A 17,519-nucleotide genomic window follows, 5' to 3' on the forward strand; every position below is an offset into this window, starting at 1 on the left:
CCCGCGGCGAGAGTCAGCTTCCGGCGCGCGTCGGGTGCAGCGCGGTGAGGAACCTCTTGGCGTAGTGCCGCTGCGCGAGCCGCAGCGCGGTCACGGTCGGCCCCCACTTGCGGCCGGCGGGCGCGGAGATCGACCGGATGGTGAGCCACACCGAGCCGTCCTCCTCCCTGGTCACGTACTGCAGCTGCTCGGCGCGGGACGGATGCCCGTGCCGCGTGCCGTAGGCGAAGCCAACGCGGTCGGGCTCATCGATGACGTAGACCACCTTCACGGGTGCCGGCACCGTGAACGGCCCGATGCGCAGCTGCATGACGGCGGTGGTCCCCGCCGAGACGTAGGGCACGCCCTCTGGCGAGAACAGCTCCTCGGCGGGCTCCGACGGGCCCAGCGGGCGCCCGGCGGGATCGAATTCGATGCCGTTGTAGACGGTGTTCGCGTCGCGCGTGATGTCGGTGACGGCGATGCCGCTGTTTCGGTGGATGCCCCATGTCATCAGCGCGCGGGACGCGAGCTCGAAGCGCTCGTCCCCGCTGCCGATGCGGCGGCTCGACTGGAAGGGCCGGAACCCCTTCGGCGGGTACACGACGACGTCGGGGCTCTCGGTGGCGCCCACCGAGGCGTAGTTGAGAGCGCTGTCACTGCCGGTCGCCGTCGAGCGGCGCCTCGGTCCCGTCACGTTCGGTCTCCATCCTGTTCGGCCCTCTCGAGGGCCCCCGGGGTCAGATCGTAGGTGACCCACTCGGTTGCGGTCGCGACGGCGTCGTAGAGGCGCCGCGCGCGCGAGTTGTCCTCGGCCGTGATCCAGCGGACCACCGCCGCGCCCCGCGCGACGGCGATCCCGTCGACCGCGGCGATCAGCGCCCGGCCCACCCCGCGTCCACGGGTGTCCTCCGCGGCGAAGAGATCGTCGAGGTAGATCCCGAGAGTGCCCGTGGCCGGACGGAGGAACGGGCGCCAGTGAGCGAACCCGGCCAGCCGCCCGTCCGCCTCCGCCACGACAGCGTCGAGGTCGGTGGCGTCGTCGCGCAGCCAGCCCCAGACGCGATCCACGACCGCCTCGTCGGGCATCACCTCGTAGAAGCGGCGGTAGCCGCGGAACAGCTCGGCCCACTCGTCCCGATCGCGCTCCTCGAGCGGGCGGACGGCGACGGTGGACGTGTCCGTCGACGTCATGCCGCCGCCCCCGCGCCGGCGTCGCCGAGGGGATGCGGAAGCGGCGAAACCTGGAGGATCCTCACGCCTCGACGCTACCCTCTCCCGCGCCTGCCGCCTGAATGCGCCTGAGCTGCGCGAGGTCGTGAGCGTCGACGTCACGGTGCCGGTAGCCGCGGCGCAGCTCGATGAGCCGCTCCACCCGAGCGACGGTGACCGGCCGGCCCGCCACGCGCGCGCGGGTCCGGTCCGTGGCCCGATGGACGAACTCCGCGTCCCCGCCGCCCCGCTGCACGCCGTTGCCCTCGGCGTCGAGCGCCATGGGGTGGACGTCGACGACCTGCTCGCCCCGGCGCAACTCGACGCGCGCCGGCAGCTCGTCGGTCTCCTCGGTGTAGCCGCGCTCGGTCAGCCAGGCGATGAGCCGCGGCACGGCCGCCTCGTCGAGGAACACGTCGAGGTCGCGGTGCACCCGCGTCTGCCGCCCGACGAGCGCGTCGACGGCCCATCCGCCGTTCACCTGGTACACCGCGCCCGAGTGCTCGAGCCACTCGACGACCGTCATCACCTCGTCGGACGGCATCCCACCGTGCGCCGCGCCATCGCTCACAGCACGAGCATGCCGCCTCGCGGTCCGGATGTCAGGACGGTTTCCCCTCCCGGGGCGCTACTTCTTCTTCGCGGCCTCGGTGTCGCCGGAGAGCGCGGCGATGAACGCCTCCTGGGGGACCTCGACGCGGCCGACCATCTTCATCCGCTTCTTGCCCTCCTTCTGCTTCTCGAGCAGCTTGCGCTTGCGGGTGATGTCGCCGCCGTAGCACTTGGCGAGCACGTCCTTGCGCATCGCGCGGATGTTCTCGCGGGCGATGATGCGCGCGCCGATCGCGGCCTGGATGGGCACCTCGAACTGCTGGCGCGGGATCAGCTCGCGAAGGCGGCCGGCCATCATCGTGCCGTAGGCGTACGCCTTGTCGCGGTGCACGATCGCGCTGAACGCGTCGACCGTCTCGCCCTGGAGCAGGATGTCGACCTTCACGAGGTCCGCCTCCTGCTGCCCGGCCGGCTCGTAGTCGAGGCTCGCGTAGCCCTGGGTGCGGCTCTTCAGCTGGTCGAAGAAGTCGAACACGATCTCGCCGAGCGGCAGCGTGTACTTCAGCTCGACACGGTCCTCGCCGAGGTAGTCCATGCTGCGCATCGTGCCGCGGCGGGTCTGGCAGAGGTCCATGATCGCGCCGACGTAGTCCTTCGGCGCGAGGATCGACGCGTTCACGATCGGCTCGACGACCTTGTCGATCTTGCCGCCCGGGTACTCGCTCGGATTCGTGACCGTGACGGTCTTCTTGTCCTCGGTGGTGACGTCGTAGGGGACGCTCGGTGCCGTGGTGATGAGGTCGAGGTCGAACTCGCGCTGCAGGCGCTCGGTGACGATCTCGAGGTGCAGCAGCCCGAGGAAGCCGCAGCGGAAGCCGAAGCCGAGCGCGACCGAGGTCTCCGGCTCGTACTGGAGCGCGGCGTCCGACAGCTTCAGCTTGTCGAGGGCCTCGCGCAGGTCAGGGTAGTCGCTCGCGTCGATCGGGTAGATGCCGGAGAACACCATCGGCAGCGGATCGGTGTACCCCTCGAGCGCCTGGGTCGCCGGCTTCGCCGCGGTGGTGACCGTGTCGCCGACCTTCGACTGGCGGACATCCTTCACGCCGGTGATCAGGTAGCCGACCTCGCCGACGCCGAGCCCCTTCGACGGAGTGGGCTCGGGCGAGCTCACGCCGATCTCGAGGATGTCGTGGGTGGCGCGGGTCGACATCATCTGGATGCGCTCGCGCGGGTTCAGCTTGCCGTCGACCATGCGCACGTAGGTGACGACGCCGCGGTAGGCGTCGTAGACGGAGTCGAAGATCATGGCGCGCGCCGGGGCGTCCGCGTCGCCCTTCGGCGCCGGGATGCGCTCGACGACGCGGTCGAGGAGCTCCTCGACGCCCATGCCCGTCTTGCCCGAGACACGGAGCACGTCGTCCGGGTCGCCGCCGATCAGCTGCGCGAGCTCGCGCGCGTACTTCTCGGGGTCGGCGGCGGGCAGGTCGATCTTGTTGAGGACCGGGATGATCTCGAGGTCGTTCTCGAGCGCCAGGTAGAGGTTCGCGAGGGTCTGCGCCTCGATGCCCTGCGCGGCGTCGACGAGGAGGATCGCGCCCTCGCAGGCGGCGAGCGAGCGGGACACCTCGTAGGTGAAGTCGACGTGGCCCGGCGTGTCGATCATGTTGAGCGCGAACGTCTCGCCCGCCGACTCCCACGGCATGCGGACGGCCTGGCTCTTGATCGTGATGCCGCGCTCGCGCTCGATGTCCATCCGGTCGAGGTACTGCGCGCGCATGTCGCGGTCGGCGACGACGCCGGTGATCTGCAGCATCCGGTCGGCGAGGGTGGACTTCCCGTGGTCGATGTGGGCGATGATGCAGAAGTTGCGGATCGCCGCGGGATCGGTGGCCGCGGGTTCGAGCGGTCGGAGGGCGCGGGGCATGGCGATCCAGTCTCCCACGTCGGGCGGCCGTTGCCCTGCCCTGAGACCGCGCCCCTTCTCGATCCGCCCGTTCGTCCGCCTGGCCGGGGGCTTCGGTCCGCCTGAGCAGGCGGTCGGCGGCACGTAGGGTGACGGCATGCCGGTGCCCGAATTCGTCCTCACCCTGCGCGAGAAGGTCGGCACCGATCCGCTCTGGCTGCTCGGCGTCACCGCGATCGTCGTCGACGGCGACCGGGTGCTGCTCGGCCGCCGCGCGGACACCGGCCGCTGGTCGACCGTGTCCGGCATCGTCGAGCCGGGCGAGCATCCGGCGGTCGCGGTCGTCCGCGAGGTGCTCGAGGAGACCGGTGTGACCGCCGAGGTGGAGCGGCTCGCGGCGGTGTCGGTGACGAAGCCGATCGTCTACCCGAACGGCGACCGCACGCAGTACACCGACCTCACCTTCCGCTGCCGGTACGTCGCCGGCACCGCGGCCGTCGGGGACGACGAGTCGCTCGAGGTCGGCTGGTTCCCGATCGACGCGCTGCCCGACCTCGACGAGGGCGCGCTCCGCCGGGTGCGGCAGGGTCTGTCCGAGGACCCGGCGGCGGTGCTCGACCTCGAGCCGCGCTGAGGGCCGCGGGCCGCCTGACAAATCAAGGAGATTCCGCCCATCCAGAACCTGGTCATGCGGATCCGGGCGCGTCCGCGGGGAGATCTCCTTGATTTGTCACCGCGCCCTCACGGTCACGCGGGTGCCGGGGCCGGGAGGCGCGACAGGCCCTCGAGGAGGTCGTCGCGAGAGGCGGCCGCGCACACGCGGATCCAGCCCTCGCCCGTGCGGCCGAAGGCCGAGCCGGGGGCGACCGAGACCCGCTGCTCGAGCAGGAAGCGCTCCGCCCAGCCCGCCACGTCACCCTCGGACGCGTGCGACACGTCGATCCAGAGGTAGAACGCGCCGGTCGGCTCCAGGTAGCGGATGCCGCGCTCGTCGAGCAGCGCCGTGGCCGCCGCGAGGTTCTCCCGGTAGTGCGCCGCCGCGCGCCCCACGTGCTCCTGGTCGCCGCGGATCGCCGCAACGGCCGCGCGCTGCGCCGGGGTGTTCACGCAGGAGATGATCGCCTCCTGATAGATCCGCAGCTCGGTGGCGAAGCCGGGCGGCGTGACCAGGTAGCCGACCCGGGCGCCGGTCAGCGCGTACGTCTTCGAGACCGAGAACGCGCTGAACACGCGGCCGTCCCGGTCGAGCGCCGCGACGCTCGTGTGCGGCGACCCGTACGTGAACTCCTCGTACACCTCGTCGCTCAGCACCCAGAGGTCGTGCCGGGCGGCGAAGTCGAGCAGCGCCGCCACCACCTCCGGCGGGAACACCGCGCCGAGCGGGTTCGAGGGCGAGTTGATGACGAGCAGCCGCGTCCGCTCCCCCACGAGCCGCTCGAGCTCGCCGAGGTCGGGCAGGAACGCCGCGTCCGGGCGCAGCGGATACGGCACCGCGACCGCGTGCAGCATCTGCGCGTTCATCGCGAACGTCGTGTAGCCGGGATCCGGGAGGAGCACCTCGTCGCCGGGGCCCAGGGTGAGGCTCATCGCGAGGTGCAGCGCCTGCGTCGCGCCGTTCGTCACCCAGATCTGCTCCAGGTCGACGTCGATGCCGTTGCGCCGGTGCAGCTTCTCGCGGACCGCCTCCCGCAGCGGCAGGATGCCGCCGTTCGGCGTGTAGTCGGTGTCGTCCTCGAGCCAGGCGGCGCTGCCCTCCGCGAGGATGTGCGGCGCGACCGGCACGTCCGGCTCGCCGATGGCGAGGCCTATGACGCCGTCGAGGCGCAGCGCGAGCTCGTGGATGCGCCGGATGCCGGACGCGGGGACCTGGGCGACATGCGGCGCGAGGAGGGGCACGCCGAGTCAGCGTAGTCTCGCCTGCATGGGTCCCTCGGTCGTGCTGCTGCACGGCATCCGGACCTCCGCGAGCATGTGGCGCGCGCAGCTCGAGGCGCTGGCCGCGGCCGGCATCCCGGCCCGGGCGGTCGACCTCCCCGGGCACGGCACCCGGATCGGCGAGACGTTCAGCCTCGACGGCGCCCTCGACGCGATCGACGAGGCGGTCGACGCCTCCCCCGGCCCCGTCATCCTCTGCGGACTCTCCCTGGGCGGCTACCTCGGCCTGCACTGGACCGCGGAGCGCGGCGCCGGCCGGATCGACGGCCTGATCGCCGCGGCCTGCGGCACCACCCCGCGCGGGGCGCCCCTCGCCGGCTACCGCGGCATCGCGGACCTGATCCACCGGCTCCCCGACCGGGGATCGGCGATCAACCAGTTCATGGTCGACCGCTTCATCCCGGACCCGGCGGCTCGCGAGGACGTCGTCAGCGGCGGCGTCGCGCTCGACGTGATGGCGGATGGCCTCCGCGCCATGGCGTCCGTCCGCCCCCTGGCCGCGATCGCGCGGATCCGCGTGCCGATCCTCCTCGTCAACGGGCGCTTCGACCACTTCCGCCTCGAGGAGCGGCGCTACCTCCGCGCGGCCCGGGCTCGTCCCGGCATCCCGCAGTCGTGGTCGCAGCTCGCGATCGTGCCGGGCGCGTCACACCTCGTCAGCCTCACGAGGCCCCAGGAGTTCACGCGTATCCTGGTCACGGCCGCTCGTGCGGCGGCCGACCGGGTCTGAGTCCGCTGGCGGCGGGCCCCGCGGCCTGGTAATGTTCCCTGTTGGCTTTGCGCGCCCCGACGGGCGCGATCCGCCGGTCGAGAACCGCCGTCATCGCGGTCGCCGGCTCCCCCGCCCAGCAGCAACCAGAAGGCATCTCCATGGCAAACATCAAGTCGCAGCTCAAGCGCATCGGCACCAACAAGAAGGCTCACGACCGCAACAAGGCCGTCAAGAGCGAGCTCAAGACCGTCATCCGCCTCACCAAGCAGGCCATCGCCGCCGGTGACAAGGAGAAGGCGGGCGCCGCCCTCGCGACCGCCGCCAAGAAGCTCGACAAGGCCGCCTCGAAGGGCGTCATCCACAAGAACCAGGCCGCGAACCGCAAGTCCGCGATCGCCAAGCAGGTCTCGTCGCTCTGACTCGACTTCCCGGAAAGGCCCCGCTCCGGCGGGGCCTTTCCGTTTTCCGGGCCGGTTTCGCCCCGTCCTAGGATCGAGGAGTGGCGACCCTCCTCAACGTCCTGCACGTCGTCGGCGCTGTGTTCCTCGTCGGGCCGATGGCGATCCTGCCGATGACCGGTCTCCGCGCCCTGCGGGCCGGCGACGCCGACCAGGTGTCGACCCTCGCGCGGTCCACCTTCGTCTTCAGCCTGCTGTCCCTGCTCGTCGCGGTGTTCGGCTTCGGCGTCATGTCGCTCGCCGACGACCGGTTCGATCTCTCGGTGACCACGCCGTGGATCCTGTGGTCGATCGTCCTGTACGCGGTCGCGCTCGTGCTCAACCTGCTCGTCGTCGTTCCGGCGATGCGCTCGGCCGCCGAGGCCCTCGAGCGCGGCGACCTCGGCCGGGGCGGCTACGGCCGCATCGCCGGCGCGTCCGGCGTCTCCTCGCTGCTGCTCGTCGCGGTCGTCGTGCTCATGGTCTGGAAGCCGCAGTAACCCACCCGGCGCGATCTACGCGAGAAGCGGCAGGAATCCGGCGGCGCAGCCGCTTGCCGTACCGGGAGACTGCGGGAATGACGATCACCTCCCCCTCCGCCGCAGCTCCGCTCGCGGTGGCCGCCGCCGCCCACTTCCGCGCCCGCCTCCGGTTCGAGACGGACGTGTCCGACGTCGCAGCGGCCCTCGACACCGGCGAGCCCGGCTTCGTCCTCGTCGACAGCCGCGGACACGCGGCGTGGGCGCAGGGCCGCCTGCCGGGTGCGGCGCACGTGCCCACCGCGACGATCCCGCAGGCTGCGCCGGAGCTCCTGGCGCCCGGCACCCCGGTCGTCGTCTACTGCTGGGGTCCCGGCTGCAACGGCGCCCAGAAGGCGGCACTCGCCTTCGCCGAGCTCGGACACCCGGTGCGGGAGATGCTCGGCGGGTTCGAGTACTGGGCGCGCGAGGGGCTGCCGGTGGAGACGGACGCGGGCGTCGACCGGCGCGTGCCCGATCCGCTCACGGCGCCGAGCACCGTCCCGGTCTGCGACTGCTGAGCGTCAGAGGGCGCCGCGGGCGGCGACACCGCGCACCATGCGCTCCAGTGCGTAGTGCGGGTCGCGGCCCGCGCCCTTGATCCGCTCGTCGGTGTCGGCGAGCAGCTCGAAGCATGCGCCGAGCCCGGCCTCGTTCCAGCCCTCGAGGTCGCGGCGCGCGCGGTCGACCTGCCAGGGCGCGAGACCGAGCGACGACGCCACGGCGGGACCGGAGCCGCGCGCGCCCATCACCTTGGCCATGGTGCGCAGCTTCGCCGCGAAGGCGGCGACCATCGGCACGGGATCGGAGCCGCCCGCGACGGCGTGCCGCAGCAGGGCGAGCGCGTCGCCGGTGCGGCCCGCGATGGCGGCGTCGGCGACCTTGAACGCGTTCGTCTCGATGCGCCCGCCGTAGTACTTGTCGACGACGCCCTCGGTGATCTCGTCGCTCGCATCGGAGATGAGCTGCGCGCAGGCGGCGGCGAGCTCGGCGAGGTCGTCGCTGAACGCGGCGAGCACCGCCCGCAGCGCGCCCGGCGTGATCCGGCGGCCCGCCGCGCGGAACTCCCCCGCGGCGAAGTCGTGCTTGTCCGCGTCCTTCTTCAGCTCCGGACACGCCACCTCGATGGCGCCGCCCGTGCCGGCGCGCACCGCGTCCAGCAGCCGTTTCCCGCGCACCCCGCCGCCGTGGCGCAGCACGATGTAGGCGTCGTCAGCCGGAGCGTCGAGGTAGGCGATCGCCTCGGTGAGGAAGTCGTCGCTGCATTTCTCGACGTTCGCGACGCGGATGAGGCGCGGCTCGCCGAACAGCGAGGGACTGGCGAGCGTCACCAGCTCGCCGCGGGCGTAGGACGAGGCGTCGAGGTCGCTCACCTCGAGGCTCGGGTCCTCGGTGGAGAGGATGTCGCGCAGCCGCCGGGTCGCCCGGTCGGCGAGGAATGACTCGGGTCCGGACACGAGGACGACCGGCGCGGGGCGGATCGCGTTCCACGCCAGCGCCGGCTTGGAAGCCGCTTTCGGTGCCCGGGTCGCCACGCATCAACCCTAACCGCGGCCTACGACGCCGCCCGCTCGGTCCACACCGCGACGCCGGACGGGCCGGCGGCGACGAGGAGCATCCCGGAGCGGTCGGTGCGCAGGGCGGTCGTGCCGGTGCGGCGCAGGATGCCGAGGAGCCGTCGCGTCGGGTGCCCGTAGGTGTTGTCGCTCCCGCAGGAGATGAGGCCCACGCGTGCTCCGAGCCGCTCGTAGAGGGCGACGCTCTGGTCGGCCGAGCCGTGGTGAGCGACCTTGACCACGTCGACCGGCCCCGGCCCTGCTCGACGCAGCATCGAGTTCTGCGCCTCCTCGCCGAGGTCGCCGAGGAACAGGGACTTGAGGCCGCCGCCCGTCACCTCGAGCACGACGCTCGCGTCGTTTCCCGGCTGCACCCCGGAGTCGGCCGGTGGCCAGAGCACCCGCCAGCGCAGGGCGCCGAGGACCCCCTCATCTCCCGCCGCGACGGTGTGGACGCCGGCGCCGGACTCGGCGAAGCGCGCGGCCAGCCGGTCCGCGTCGGGGCCGTCGGAGGGCCCGATGAGGACGGTGTCGACCGCACCGACCAGGCTGGCGGCCGCGCCGACGTGGTCGAGGTCGAAGTGGGTGAGGACGAGCAGGTCGATGCGGGACGCACCGAGCCGCCTCCGGCAGTCGGTGAGCGCCTCGGGGTCGTCGCCCGCGTCGATGAGCGCGAAGCGGCCGCCGCTGCGGAGCACCGACGCATCGCCCTGCCCGATGTCGCAGGAGGCGATCTGCCAGTCCGGCGGCATGGATGCGGCCCGCCCCAGCTGCGCGGCGGCGCCGGCGCCCAGGGCCGCGGCCACAAGGGCTGCGGCGATCGCCGCGGGCGGGCGCTGGCGGCGCAGCAGGGCGACGCCCGCGAGCAGCAGGACGGCGACGAGCAGGAGGGCACCCGACGCGCCCTCGGGCCACGGCACCCGGCCGGCCCCGACCGCGCTCACCGCGCGGGCGACGGCGGCGATCCACGCCGACGGGAGCCAGCCGAGCGCGGTGAGGAGGTCGCCGACGGGCGGCGCGAGCGGGAGCACGAGGCACGCGGCGAGGCCGGCGAGGGTGGCGAGCGGGGCGGCGGGCGCGGCGAGCAGGTTGGCCGGCACGGCGGCCAGGGTCAGCGCAGGATCGAGCAGCACGAGCACCGGCTGGCAGGCGAGCTGCGCGCACGCGGGCACGGCGAGCGCCGCCGCCAGCGGCCCGGGCACGACGCGGGCGAGCAGCTCGGTCGCGGGTCCGGCCAGCACGACGAGCCCGCCGGTGGCCGCGACGGACAGGGCGAATCCGGCGTCGCGCGCGAGCCAGGGGTCGGCGCACAGCAGCACGACCACTGCGGCGGCGAGCGCGGGCAGGCCGCCGCCCGCCCGGCCCCGGGAACCGGCTGCGAGGACGAGCACGCCCATGACCGCGGCGCGGAGGACGCTCGGCTGAGGCGTGACGAGCACGACGAAGGCGAGCAGCGCGAGCCCGGCCAGGACGAGCCGGGGCCCGCGGCGGAGTCCGGCGACTCGCGCGAGCGCGAGCACCACCGCGACGACGACGGCGCAGTTCGCCCCGGACACCGCGGTGAGGTGGCTGAGCGAGGCATCGCGCATGTCTTCGCGCAGAGCGGCGGGCAGGTCGCCGTCGGCTCCGATCGCGAGACCCGGCAGGAGGGCCGCTCCGTCGCCCGGCAGGCGGGCCGCGGAGGCGGCGAATCGCTCGCGCAGTGCGGCCGCCCAGGCGAGCCAGGGCGGGGCGGGCGCCAGCGGGCGCAGGCGCTCGGCGGAGCCGAGATAGGCGACGTCCTCTCCGGGCACGGCCGGCGCCAGGCGCACGCGAGCCTCGATGCGCGAGCCGACACTGCCCGCGAGCGCCTGCTGGTCAGGCGATCCCGCGACGAAGAGCAGCACCGGGGTCCGGGCCGAGACGTCGATGCTGCCCCGGGTGAACCGGACGAGGTCAGCCTCGACGATCGTGCGCGTCAGCACGCCAGCGGTGCGCCGCGGCACGCCGGTGAGGACGAGCTCCGCGGTCCCGGCGTCCGCGAGCGCGCGGGTGAGCGCCGCGGGCGAGCGCTCCGGTGCTCGCACCGCGATCGCCGCCGCCGTCGCGGCCCCGGCACCGGCGAGGAGGGCCACCGCGACGAGGGCGGCCGCGAGCTGGACGCTGCGGCGGGCGGCGAGGACCGCCGCGGCAGCGACCGCCCCGAGCACGGGGGCCGCGACGGGAGCGAGCGCCGGCGTGCCCACGAGCAGCGCGGCACCCGCCCAGGCGCCGGCGGCGGCGGGGACGAGTCGGGCGTCGGCGCTCACGGCAGCACGAGGTCCCGCAGCTCGCCGACGGTCTTCTCGCCGAGCCCCGGCACCTCGAGGAGGTCGTCGGCGGAGGCGAAGCCGCCGTGCTCCTCGCGCCACGCGAGGATGCGTGCGGCGAGCGCGGGACCGATGCCGGGCAGGGTGTCGAGCTGCTCGGCCGTGGCCGTGTTGAGGTCGACCCTGCCGGGCCCCGCGGCCACCGGCGGCGCCTCTCCCACCCGTGGCACCGCGAGCTGCTCGCCGTCGCTCACGCGGCGGGCGAGATTGATGCCACCGGCGTCGGCGTCGTCGGCGAGACCGCCGGCCGCGGCCACGGCATCCACGGCGCGGGAGCCGTCCGGCAGCGAGTAGAGGCCGGGCGCGCGCACGGCGCCGAGCACGTGCACGAGCAGGGTGGGCGCAGCCCGCGGCGACGCGGGCGGAGCCGGGGCGGGAACCGCGACCGTCGTGCCGGCGGAGCCGACGGCGGAGACCAGCACCGCCACCGCGACCGCCACGAGCACCAGCACGACCGCTGCGCCGGTGCGGAGCCGGCGGCGGTCCGCACCGAAGAGCTGCGTCAGTCGGTCGTCCACGCCGGAACGGTAGGCAACGCGGCCACCGGAGGACGCACCTCCGGCAGGGCGGCGGGAAACGTCCCTAGCGCCCTTCCTGGGGAGGAGCCAAGGGGTGGACAGAGAGGTCTAGCGGAGGCCTACCGTGGCCCAGGGGCGCGGTGTCCCCCCGAGTCCGTCCCTCCCCGGCCGGGCCGGGACAGGGAGGCGGCGATGGCGGACTCGCTCGACGCGACCCCGGTCGCGCCCGGGCGGCAGCGCGCGACCCCGAGCGTGCCGGGCCCGAGGCGCGCTTCTTCGGCGGCGCCCGGCCGGCGGCGCGCGGTGTCGCGGCACAAGCGCACCCGGCGCGTGCCGACCGGCCGTCGCGCCCTCGTCGAGCTGGGCCTGCCCGCCCTCGTCCTCGCGGCCCTGGTCGCCGCGATCGTGGCCCTCTGGTCGGTGCCGGGCGAGCGCACCGGGCCGCTGCCCGCGGGCGTCACGCTGGCCGGCTCGATCGCCACCGTCGTGCTCGTCCTCCCGGTCGCCCGGCTGAGCGGCGTCGGGGTCCCCGGCGCGGTGCTGGCGGCGGCGTTCGCCGCCCTGGCCCCGCCGGCCGTCGCCGCCGCCCGCGTCGGCGTGCCCGAGCACCTCGCGGTCGTCGCACTGCTCGCGGCCGTCCTGCTCCTCGCGATCCGCTACAGCCCCAGGGTGACCCTGCCGATCGCCGCGCTCCTGGCCGCCGCGGCCACCGCGCTCAGCCCGCTCGCCCTCGCGGCGGCCCCGTTCCTCGCGCGGCAGGCGCTCACCCGGCTGCGCCGACGGCACCGCATTCCGACCCTCCCTCTCGCGGGCGCGATCTACTTCGCGGGCACCGCGGCGGGCTGGGCGCTCCTCAGCCTGAACTCGGAGGCGGCACCCGTGGCCGGCGCCGCGACCGCCGCCGACTGGGTGACCACGTTCCCCGCCGGGGCGGTCGCGGCGGTCGCGGCACTCGCCTTCGGTCTGGTGGACCGCTCGCTGCGTCCCCTCGCGGGCTTCGCGCTGACCGTCCTCGTCCTCTCCTTCTGGCCGGACGGCGACGAGTCCACGCGGCTCACCGTCCTGCTCACGCCCGCGCTCGCGATCCTCGTCGGCGCCGCCCTGGACCGCATCCTGCGGTGGACGCGCGGCAGGACGCTGCCGACCATCGCCGCCGTCATCGCCGCCGCCCTCGTCGTCTCGAGCGGCGCCGCCGCCTCCGTGGCCGCGGCTGTGACGAGCGAGAACCGCTCCTCGGAGCCCGCCGCTCCCGGCCCCTCGTCGACGACCCCGGCTCCGACCGCTTCCCCGCGAGCCACGCCGGCGCCGGGTGCGGCCGCCCGGGCCGCCGTCGGCGCCGAGCTCGCTCAGAACCCGCGGCTCGCGCTCTCGCCCGGCGCGCGCGCCCTGCTCACCGACGGAGCCGTCGACCGCCGCATCCCCGTCGTGCTCGCCCAGCTGCTGAGCCGGCACGACGTGACCGTGGCCGACTTCCCCGCCGCCGACGGCGACGACCCTTCCGCCCGTCGGCGGGTCTTCGTCACCCAGCTGGACGGGGAGCAGCTCGGCACCGGCGGCGCATCGATGACGGCGCTGACCTCGTTCCTCGCCGCCCTCACCGGCGACTTCACCGTCGAGTCGGTCACCGTGACCGGCGACGGCGTGCTCGCGACCTTCCCCACGGCCCCCGCCGACTGAACAGGAGCATCATGCGCCGCACCGGACTCGCCCTCGGCCTCGCACTGGCCCTCACCGCACTCGCGGCCCCCGCTGGAGCCGTCGCGGCCAGGGCGACGACGTCGGGTACCTGCGTGTCGCCCACCTCTCCCCCGACGCCGCGGCGGCCGACGTCTCGCTCAGCGCGCTGGCAGGCGGGACGACGTTCTACGAGCTGTCCGGGGTGCCCTACGGCGGGGTGTCCAAGTACATGCCGCTCGCGCCGGGCACCTACGCGCTCGGCATGGCGCCCACCGAGCCCGGCACCAACACGCCCGTGGTGACGGCGGAGGTGCAGGTCGCCTCCGGGACCGCGGTCACCCTCGCCGCCCTCGGCCCCAACGCCACCATCCACATCGCCACCATCGAGGACGACCTCACGCCGCCCCCGGCGGGCACGTCACGAGCGCGGGTGGTGCAGGCCTCGACCACGCAGGACGACATCAGCGTGCGCACGGCGGACGGCACCGAGCTCGCCGCGAACGCGGTGTTCGAGTCGGTCGGCGACTACGTCGACCTGCCGCCGGGCCGGGTCGATCTCACCCTCACCACGCCGGACGGGGACACCCCGGCCGCCGTCGAGCTGCGCGACGCGGCGGCTCAGACGATCTTCCTCCTCGACTCGTCCTCCGGGGAGCTCACCGCCCTCGCCGTGGTGGACAGCGCCGGCGTCACCGAGACCCCGGTCGGCGGGGTCGCGACCGGTGGCGGCGCTCTCGCGGTGCAGGCCGGGTCGGCGACCGCGACGGCCGCGGGCCTCGGCCTCCTCGCGGCGCTCGCTCTCGTACTGACCACGGGCCTGGCCCTCGCGCGGCAAGCGGAGCGGCGCGGTGCGTGAGCCGCGCCATCGGGCCGCGCTCCGCCGGCCCCGGCACCGGGCGGCGCGCTCGAGCTGGCGGACCGCCGTTGCCGGAACCGCCGTCCTCGCCGCGCTGACGGGCGGCGCGGCCGCGGCCAGCGCCGCCGTGCCGCGCCCCGGTCCGGTCGTCGTGCCGGTCTCGGCAGCGTGGGCCGCGCCGGGGATCGAGGCGGCCGGGCTGCAGGATCCGCGTCCCCTGGACGACGGCGCGCCCGCGCCCGGCGTACTCCCCGCGAGGGTCGTCATCCCGGACATCGCGGTCGACGCCGAGCTCGCCCCGCTCGCGCTCGGCGCCGACGGGGTCCTTCCGCCGCCCGCCGACCTCGACAGCGCCGGGTGGTACTCCGGCAGCGCCGTGCCCGGCGCGGTGGGCCCCGCGGTGCTGGCGGGGCACGTCGACGACACGTCCCGGGCGGGGGTCTTCGCGCGCCTGGTCGAGCTGCGGCCCGGCGCGCGCATCCAGGTCCTGCTGAGCGACGGCACGACCCGCGACTACGCCGTCACCGGCAGCGCCGACGTCGCCAAGGCCGAGTTCCCGACGGAGTCGGTCTACGGGCCGACGCCGGACTCGCAGCTGCGGCTCATCACCTGCAACGGCCCGTACGACTTCGGGGCCCGGCACTACCGGAACAACCTCGTCGTGTTCGCGACCGCCGTCTGACGCCGAGCGCGCCCCGAAACACCGAGCGCACCCTGGGCACAGGGTGCGCTCGGTGTTCTAGGGCGCTCTCGACGGAAGGGGTCGTCAGCGCTTGGTGGCGATGTTGACGAGGCGCGGCGCGCGGACGATGACGTTCGCGACCTCCCGGTCGCCGATCGCCCGCGCCACTCCCGCGTCGGTTCGCGCGAGCTGCTCGAGCTCCTCCGGGGCGATCTTGGGCGACACGTCGATGCGCCCGCGCACCTTGCCGTCGACCTGCAGGATCGCGGTCACCGACTCCTCGACGAGGAGCGCCGGGTCCGCCTTCCGCCAGCCGTGCAGCGCGACCGAGGGCGGGTAGCCGAGCCGCTCCCACATCTCCTCGGCGGTGTACGGCGAGAAGAGGCTGAGGGCGAGGGCGACCGTCTCGGTGGCCTCGCGGACCGCCGGGTCCGCGGCGCCGGGGCCGGAGTCGATCGCTTTGCGGACCGCGTTGACGAGCTCCATGATGCGGGCGACGACCACGTTGAACTTGAAGGCCTCGACGAGTCCGGGGGCGTCGGCGAGGAACCGGTGCGTGACACGGCGCAGCGAGTCGTCGCCCTGCTTCCAGATCACGTCCGGCGAGCTGGTCACGTCCTGGGCGAGGCGCAGAGCCCGGCTGAGGAACTTGAGCGACCCGGCCGGCGACACGTCCTTCCAGTCGATGTCGTCCTCCGGCGGGCCGGCGAAGGCCATGGTGAGCCGGATCGCGTCGACGCCGTACTGGTCGAGCTGCTCGGACAGGCGGACGAGGTTGCCCTTCGACTTGCTCATCGCGGCGCCGTCCATCTGCACCATGCCCTGGTTCAGCAGGGCGCTGAACGGCTCGGTGAAGCTCACGTAGCCCATGTCGAAGAGGACCTTCGTGATGAACCGCGCGTAGAGGAGGTGCAGGATCGCGTGCGTGACGCCGCCGACGTACTGGTCGACGGGCGCCCACTTCTCGGCCTCCGCCTGGTCGAACGCCTGCGTGTCGTCGTTCGGCGACAGGAACCGCAGGAAGTACCAGGAGCTGTCGACGAACGTGTCCATCGTGTCCGAGTCGCGGCGGGCGGGGCGGCCGTCCGGCGTCGTCGTGGTCGCCCATTCGGTCGCGGCGGCGAGCGGGGACACGCCCTTCGGCTTGAGGTCGAGCCCCTCGGTGGGCGGCAGCGTGACGGGCAGCTGCTCCTCGGGCACGGGGATCTCGTTGCCGTCCTCGTCGTAGACGATCGGGATCGGCGTGCCCCAGTACCGCTGGCGGGAGATCAGCCAGTCGCGCAGCCGGTAGTTCTTCGCCGGCCGGCCGAGGCCGTTCTGCTCGAGGTGCGCGATGACGCGGGAGATCGCCGCGCCCTTGCTGAGCCCGTCGAACGGGCCCGAGTTGACGAGGCGGCCGTCGCCCGGGAGGGCGGTGCCGGTCGACGCGGGGTCGAGGTCCGCGAGCTCGGGCAGGGACCCGTCCTCCGGGACGACGCGGATGGCGCCGGTCACCGGCTGCGTGGTGTCGACCACGACCCGCACGGGAAGGTCGTACTTCCGGGCGAAGTCGAGGTCGCGCTGGTCGTGGGCGGGGACCGCCATGATGGCGCCCTGACCGTAGTCGCTCAGGACGTAGTCGGCGGCCCAGATCGGCAGGCGCTCCCCGTTCAGCGGGTTGATCGCGTACCGCCCGGTGAAGACGCCGGTCTTCTCGCGGTCGGCGGCGAGCCGCTCGATCTCGGTGGTGCGCTGCGTCTGGACGAGGTACTCCTCGAACGCGGCCTTCACGTCCGGCTCGGCGTCGGCGACGAGCTCCGCAGCGAGGTCCGCGTCGGGCGCGACGACCATGAAGGTCGCGCCGTACAGCGTGTCCGGACGGGTCGTGTAGACGGTGATCTTCTCGTCGCGGCCCTCGACGGCGAAGTCGACGTCCGCGCCGGTGGAGCGGCCGATCCAGTTGCGCTGCATCGAGAGGACCTTGGACGGCCACTTGCCCTCGAGCTGGTTGAGGTCGTCGAGCAGCCGGTCCGCGTACGCGGTGATCCGGAAGTACCACTGGGTGAGCTTCTTCTTCACCACGATGGCGCCGGAGCGCTCGGAGGTGCCGTCCGGCAGGACCTGCTCGTTGGCGAGGACCGTCTGGTCCACCGGGTCCCAGTTGACCCAGCTGTCCTTGCGGTACGCGAGGCCCCGCTCGTACATCTTGAGGAACAGCCACTGGTTCCACTTGTAGTAGTTGGGGTCGCTGGTGTGCAGCACGCGGTCCCAGTCGAACGACGCGGCGTAGCGGCGCATCGAGTCGCGCTGCTGGGCGATGTTGTCGTAGGTCCAGGTCACCGGGTTCGCGCCGCGCTTGATGGCGGCGTTCTCGGCGGGGAGGCCGAACGAGTCCCAGCCGATCGGGTGCAGCACGTTGAAGCCCTGCTGCCGCCAGTAGCGGGCGATGACGTCGCCGAGGGCGTACGCCTCCGCGTGACCCATGTGCAGGTCGCCGGACGGGTACGGGAACATGTCGAGCACGTACTTGCGCGGGCGCTTGTCCTCGGGGTCCGAGGTGGAGAAGGGACGCAGCTCGTCCCAGACGGCGAGCCACTTCTCCTGGAGACGCTCGAACGTGGGCAGTTCCGTGCTTGAGGGGGTCGTAACCAACTG

The 17,519-nt window shown here is 73.9% G+C and carries 17 protein-coding genes; 8 read left to right on the plus strand and 9 right to left on the minus strand.

The window, feature by feature from the left end; genetic code table 11:
* Positions 1-13: 13 nt before the first annotated feature.
* The 4 genes from J3P36_RS04505 to lepA all read right to left on the minus strand — a co-directional run bounded on the left by J3P36_RS04505 (position 14) and on the right by lepA (position 3,667).
* Positions 14-676 (minus strand): DUF1990 family protein, encoded by a 663-nt coding sequence (locus J3P36_RS04505; RefSeq protein WP_210506034.1) that lies wholly within the window; start codon positions 674-676, stop codon positions 14-16.
* Positions 673-1,173, minus strand: coding sequence for a GNAT family N-acetyltransferase (locus tag J3P36_RS04510; RefSeq protein WP_210506035.1), 501 nt, complete (start codon positions 1,171-1,173; stop codon positions 673-675). Before J3P36_RS04510 ends, J3P36_RS04505 begins: the two co-directional genes overlap by 4 nt.
* A gap of 61 nt (positions 1,174-1,234) precedes the next feature.
* Positions 1,235-1,762 (minus strand): nucleotidyltransferase domain-containing protein, encoded by a 528-nt coding sequence (locus J3P36_RS04515; protein WP_307806947.1) that lies wholly within the window; start codon positions 1,760-1,762, stop codon positions 1,235-1,237.
* 57 nt (positions 1,763-1,819) lie between these two features.
* Entirely contained in the window at positions 1,820-3,667 is a 1,848-nt protein-coding gene (gene lepA / locus J3P36_RS04520) for a translation elongation factor 4 (RefSeq protein WP_210506036.1), read from the minus strand.
* Between the two features lie 136 nt (positions 3,668-3,803).
* On the opposite strand from lepA, the gene J3P36_RS04525 reads away from it, so the two are divergent.
* Entirely contained in the window at positions 3,804-4,280 is a 477-nt protein-coding gene (locus J3P36_RS04525) for an NUDIX domain-containing protein (protein WP_210506037.1), read from the plus strand.
* Positions 4,281-4,393: 113 nt separating this feature from the next.
* Here J3P36_RS04525 and J3P36_RS04530 read toward each other — a convergent pair whose 3' ends face one another.
* Positions 4,394-5,542 (minus strand): pyridoxal phosphate-dependent aminotransferase, encoded by a 1,149-nt coding sequence (locus tag J3P36_RS04530; RefSeq protein WP_210506038.1) that lies wholly within the window; start codon positions 5,540-5,542, stop codon positions 4,394-4,396.
* A gap of 25 nt (positions 5,543-5,567) precedes the next feature.
* Between J3P36_RS04530 and J3P36_RS04535 the strand changes: the two genes are divergently transcribed.
* The 4 genes from J3P36_RS04535 to J3P36_RS04550 all read left to right on the plus strand — a co-directional run bounded on the left by J3P36_RS04535 (position 5,568) and on the right by J3P36_RS04550 (position 7,769).
* A complete protein-coding gene (locus J3P36_RS04535) occupies positions 5,568-6,311 on the plus strand; it encodes an alpha/beta fold hydrolase (protein ID WP_210506039.1) in 744 nt (247 codons plus the stop codon).
* 140 nt (positions 6,312-6,451) lie between these two features.
* The gene (gene rpsT, locus J3P36_RS04540) at positions 6,452-6,712 is read left to right on the plus strand and encodes a 30S ribosomal protein S20 (protein ID WP_210506040.1); all 261 of its coding nucleotides are present in this window, start codon (positions 6,452-6,454) and stop codon (positions 6,710-6,712) included.
* Positions 6,713-6,792: 80 nt separating this feature from the next.
* Complete coding sequence (locus J3P36_RS04545) at positions 6,793-7,230, plus strand: DUF2269 family protein (RefSeq protein ID WP_210506041.1); 438 nt, start codon at positions 6,793-6,795, stop codon at positions 7,228-7,230.
* Positions 7,231-7,307: 77 nt separating this feature from the next.
* Positions 7,308-7,769: a rhodanese-like domain-containing protein gene (locus tag J3P36_RS04550; protein WP_210506042.1), complete on the plus strand. Its 462-nt coding sequence runs from the start codon at positions 7,308-7,310 to the stop codon at positions 7,767-7,769.
* A gap of 3 nt (positions 7,770-7,772) precedes the next feature.
* On the opposite strand, the gene holA is transcribed toward J3P36_RS04550, so the two are convergent.
* The 3 genes from holA to J3P36_RS04565 are packed head-to-tail and all read right to left on the minus strand — an operon-like array spanning position 7,773 to position 11,670.
* Positions 7,773-8,783, minus strand: a complete 1,011-nt coding sequence (gene holA, locus J3P36_RS04555) for a DNA polymerase III subunit delta (RefSeq protein ID WP_210506043.1) — start codon at positions 8,781-8,783, stop codon at positions 7,773-7,775.
* A gap of 20 nt (positions 8,784-8,803) precedes the next feature.
* Complete coding sequence (locus tag J3P36_RS04560; protein WP_210506044.1) at positions 8,804-11,092, minus strand: ComEC/Rec2 family competence protein; 2,289 nt, start codon at positions 11,090-11,092, stop codon at positions 8,804-8,806.
* Positions 11,089-11,670 (minus strand): ComEA family DNA-binding protein, encoded by a 582-nt coding sequence (locus J3P36_RS04565; RefSeq protein ID WP_307806948.1) that lies wholly within the window; start codon positions 11,668-11,670, stop codon positions 11,089-11,091. Before J3P36_RS04565 ends, J3P36_RS04560 begins: the two co-directional genes overlap by 4 nt.
* Before the next feature lie 192 nt (positions 11,671-11,862).
* On the opposite strand from J3P36_RS04565, the gene J3P36_RS04570 reads away from it, so the two are divergent.
* From J3P36_RS04570 to J3P36_RS04580, 3 genes are all read left to right on the plus strand, one after another.
* Positions 11,863-13,347 (plus strand): hypothetical protein, encoded by a 1,485-nt coding sequence (locus tag J3P36_RS04570; RefSeq protein WP_210506045.1) that lies wholly within the window; start codon positions 11,863-11,865, stop codon positions 13,345-13,347.
* 109 nt (positions 13,348-13,456) lie between these two features.
* Positions 13,457-14,203: a DUF4397 domain-containing protein gene (locus J3P36_RS04575; RefSeq protein ID WP_210506624.1), complete on the plus strand. Its 747-nt coding sequence runs from the start codon at positions 13,457-13,459 to the stop codon at positions 14,201-14,203.
* Entirely contained in the window at positions 14,196-14,885 is a 690-nt protein-coding gene (locus tag J3P36_RS04580) for a sortase domain-bontaining protein (protein WP_210506046.1), read from the plus strand. Before J3P36_RS04575 ends, J3P36_RS04580 begins: the two co-directional genes overlap by 8 nt.
* 84 nt (positions 14,886-14,969) lie before the next feature.
* Here the strand turns inward: J3P36_RS04580 and leuS are convergent, their stop codons facing one another.
* The gene (gene leuS / locus J3P36_RS04585; RefSeq protein ID WP_210506047.1) at positions 14,970-17,516 is read right to left on the minus strand and encodes a leucine--tRNA ligase; all 2,547 of its coding nucleotides are present in this window, start codon (positions 17,514-17,516) and stop codon (positions 14,970-14,972) included.
* Positions 17,517-17,519: the final 3 nt, after the last annotated feature.

The organism is Naasia sp. SYSU D00057, from assembly GCF_017916505.1.
GTDB lineage: Bacteria > Actinomycetota > Actinomycetes > Actinomycetales > Microbacteriaceae > Naasia.

Bases quoted from the DNA above. Each gene is read 5' to 3' on its own strand.
- J3P36_RS04510 (WP_210506035.1), bottom strand. From the start codon at position 1,173: ATGACGTCGACGGACACGTCCACCGTCGCCGTCCGCCCGCTCGAGGAG.
- lepA (WP_210506036.1), bottom strand. From the start codon at position 3,667: ATGCCCCGCGCCCTCCGACCGCTCGAACCCGCGGCCACCGATCCCGCG.
- J3P36_RS04525 (WP_210506037.1), top strand. From the start codon at position 3,804: ATGCCGGTGCCCGAATTCGTCCTCACCCTGCGCGAGAAGGTCGGCACC.
- J3P36_RS04535 (WP_210506039.1), top strand. From the start codon at position 5,568: ATGGGTCCCTCGGTCGTGCTGCTGCACGGCATCCGGACCTCCGCGAGC.
- rpsT (WP_210506040.1), top strand. From the start codon at position 6,452: ATGGCAAACATCAAGTCGCAGCTCAAGCGCATCGGCACCAACAAGAAG.
- J3P36_RS04550 (WP_210506042.1), top strand. From the start codon at position 7,308: ATGACGATCACCTCCCCCTCCGCCGCAGCTCCGCTCGCGGTGGCCGCC.
- J3P36_RS04570 (WP_210506045.1), top strand. From the start codon at position 11,863: ATGGCGGACTCGCTCGACGCGACCCCGGTCGCGCCCGGGCGGCAGCGC.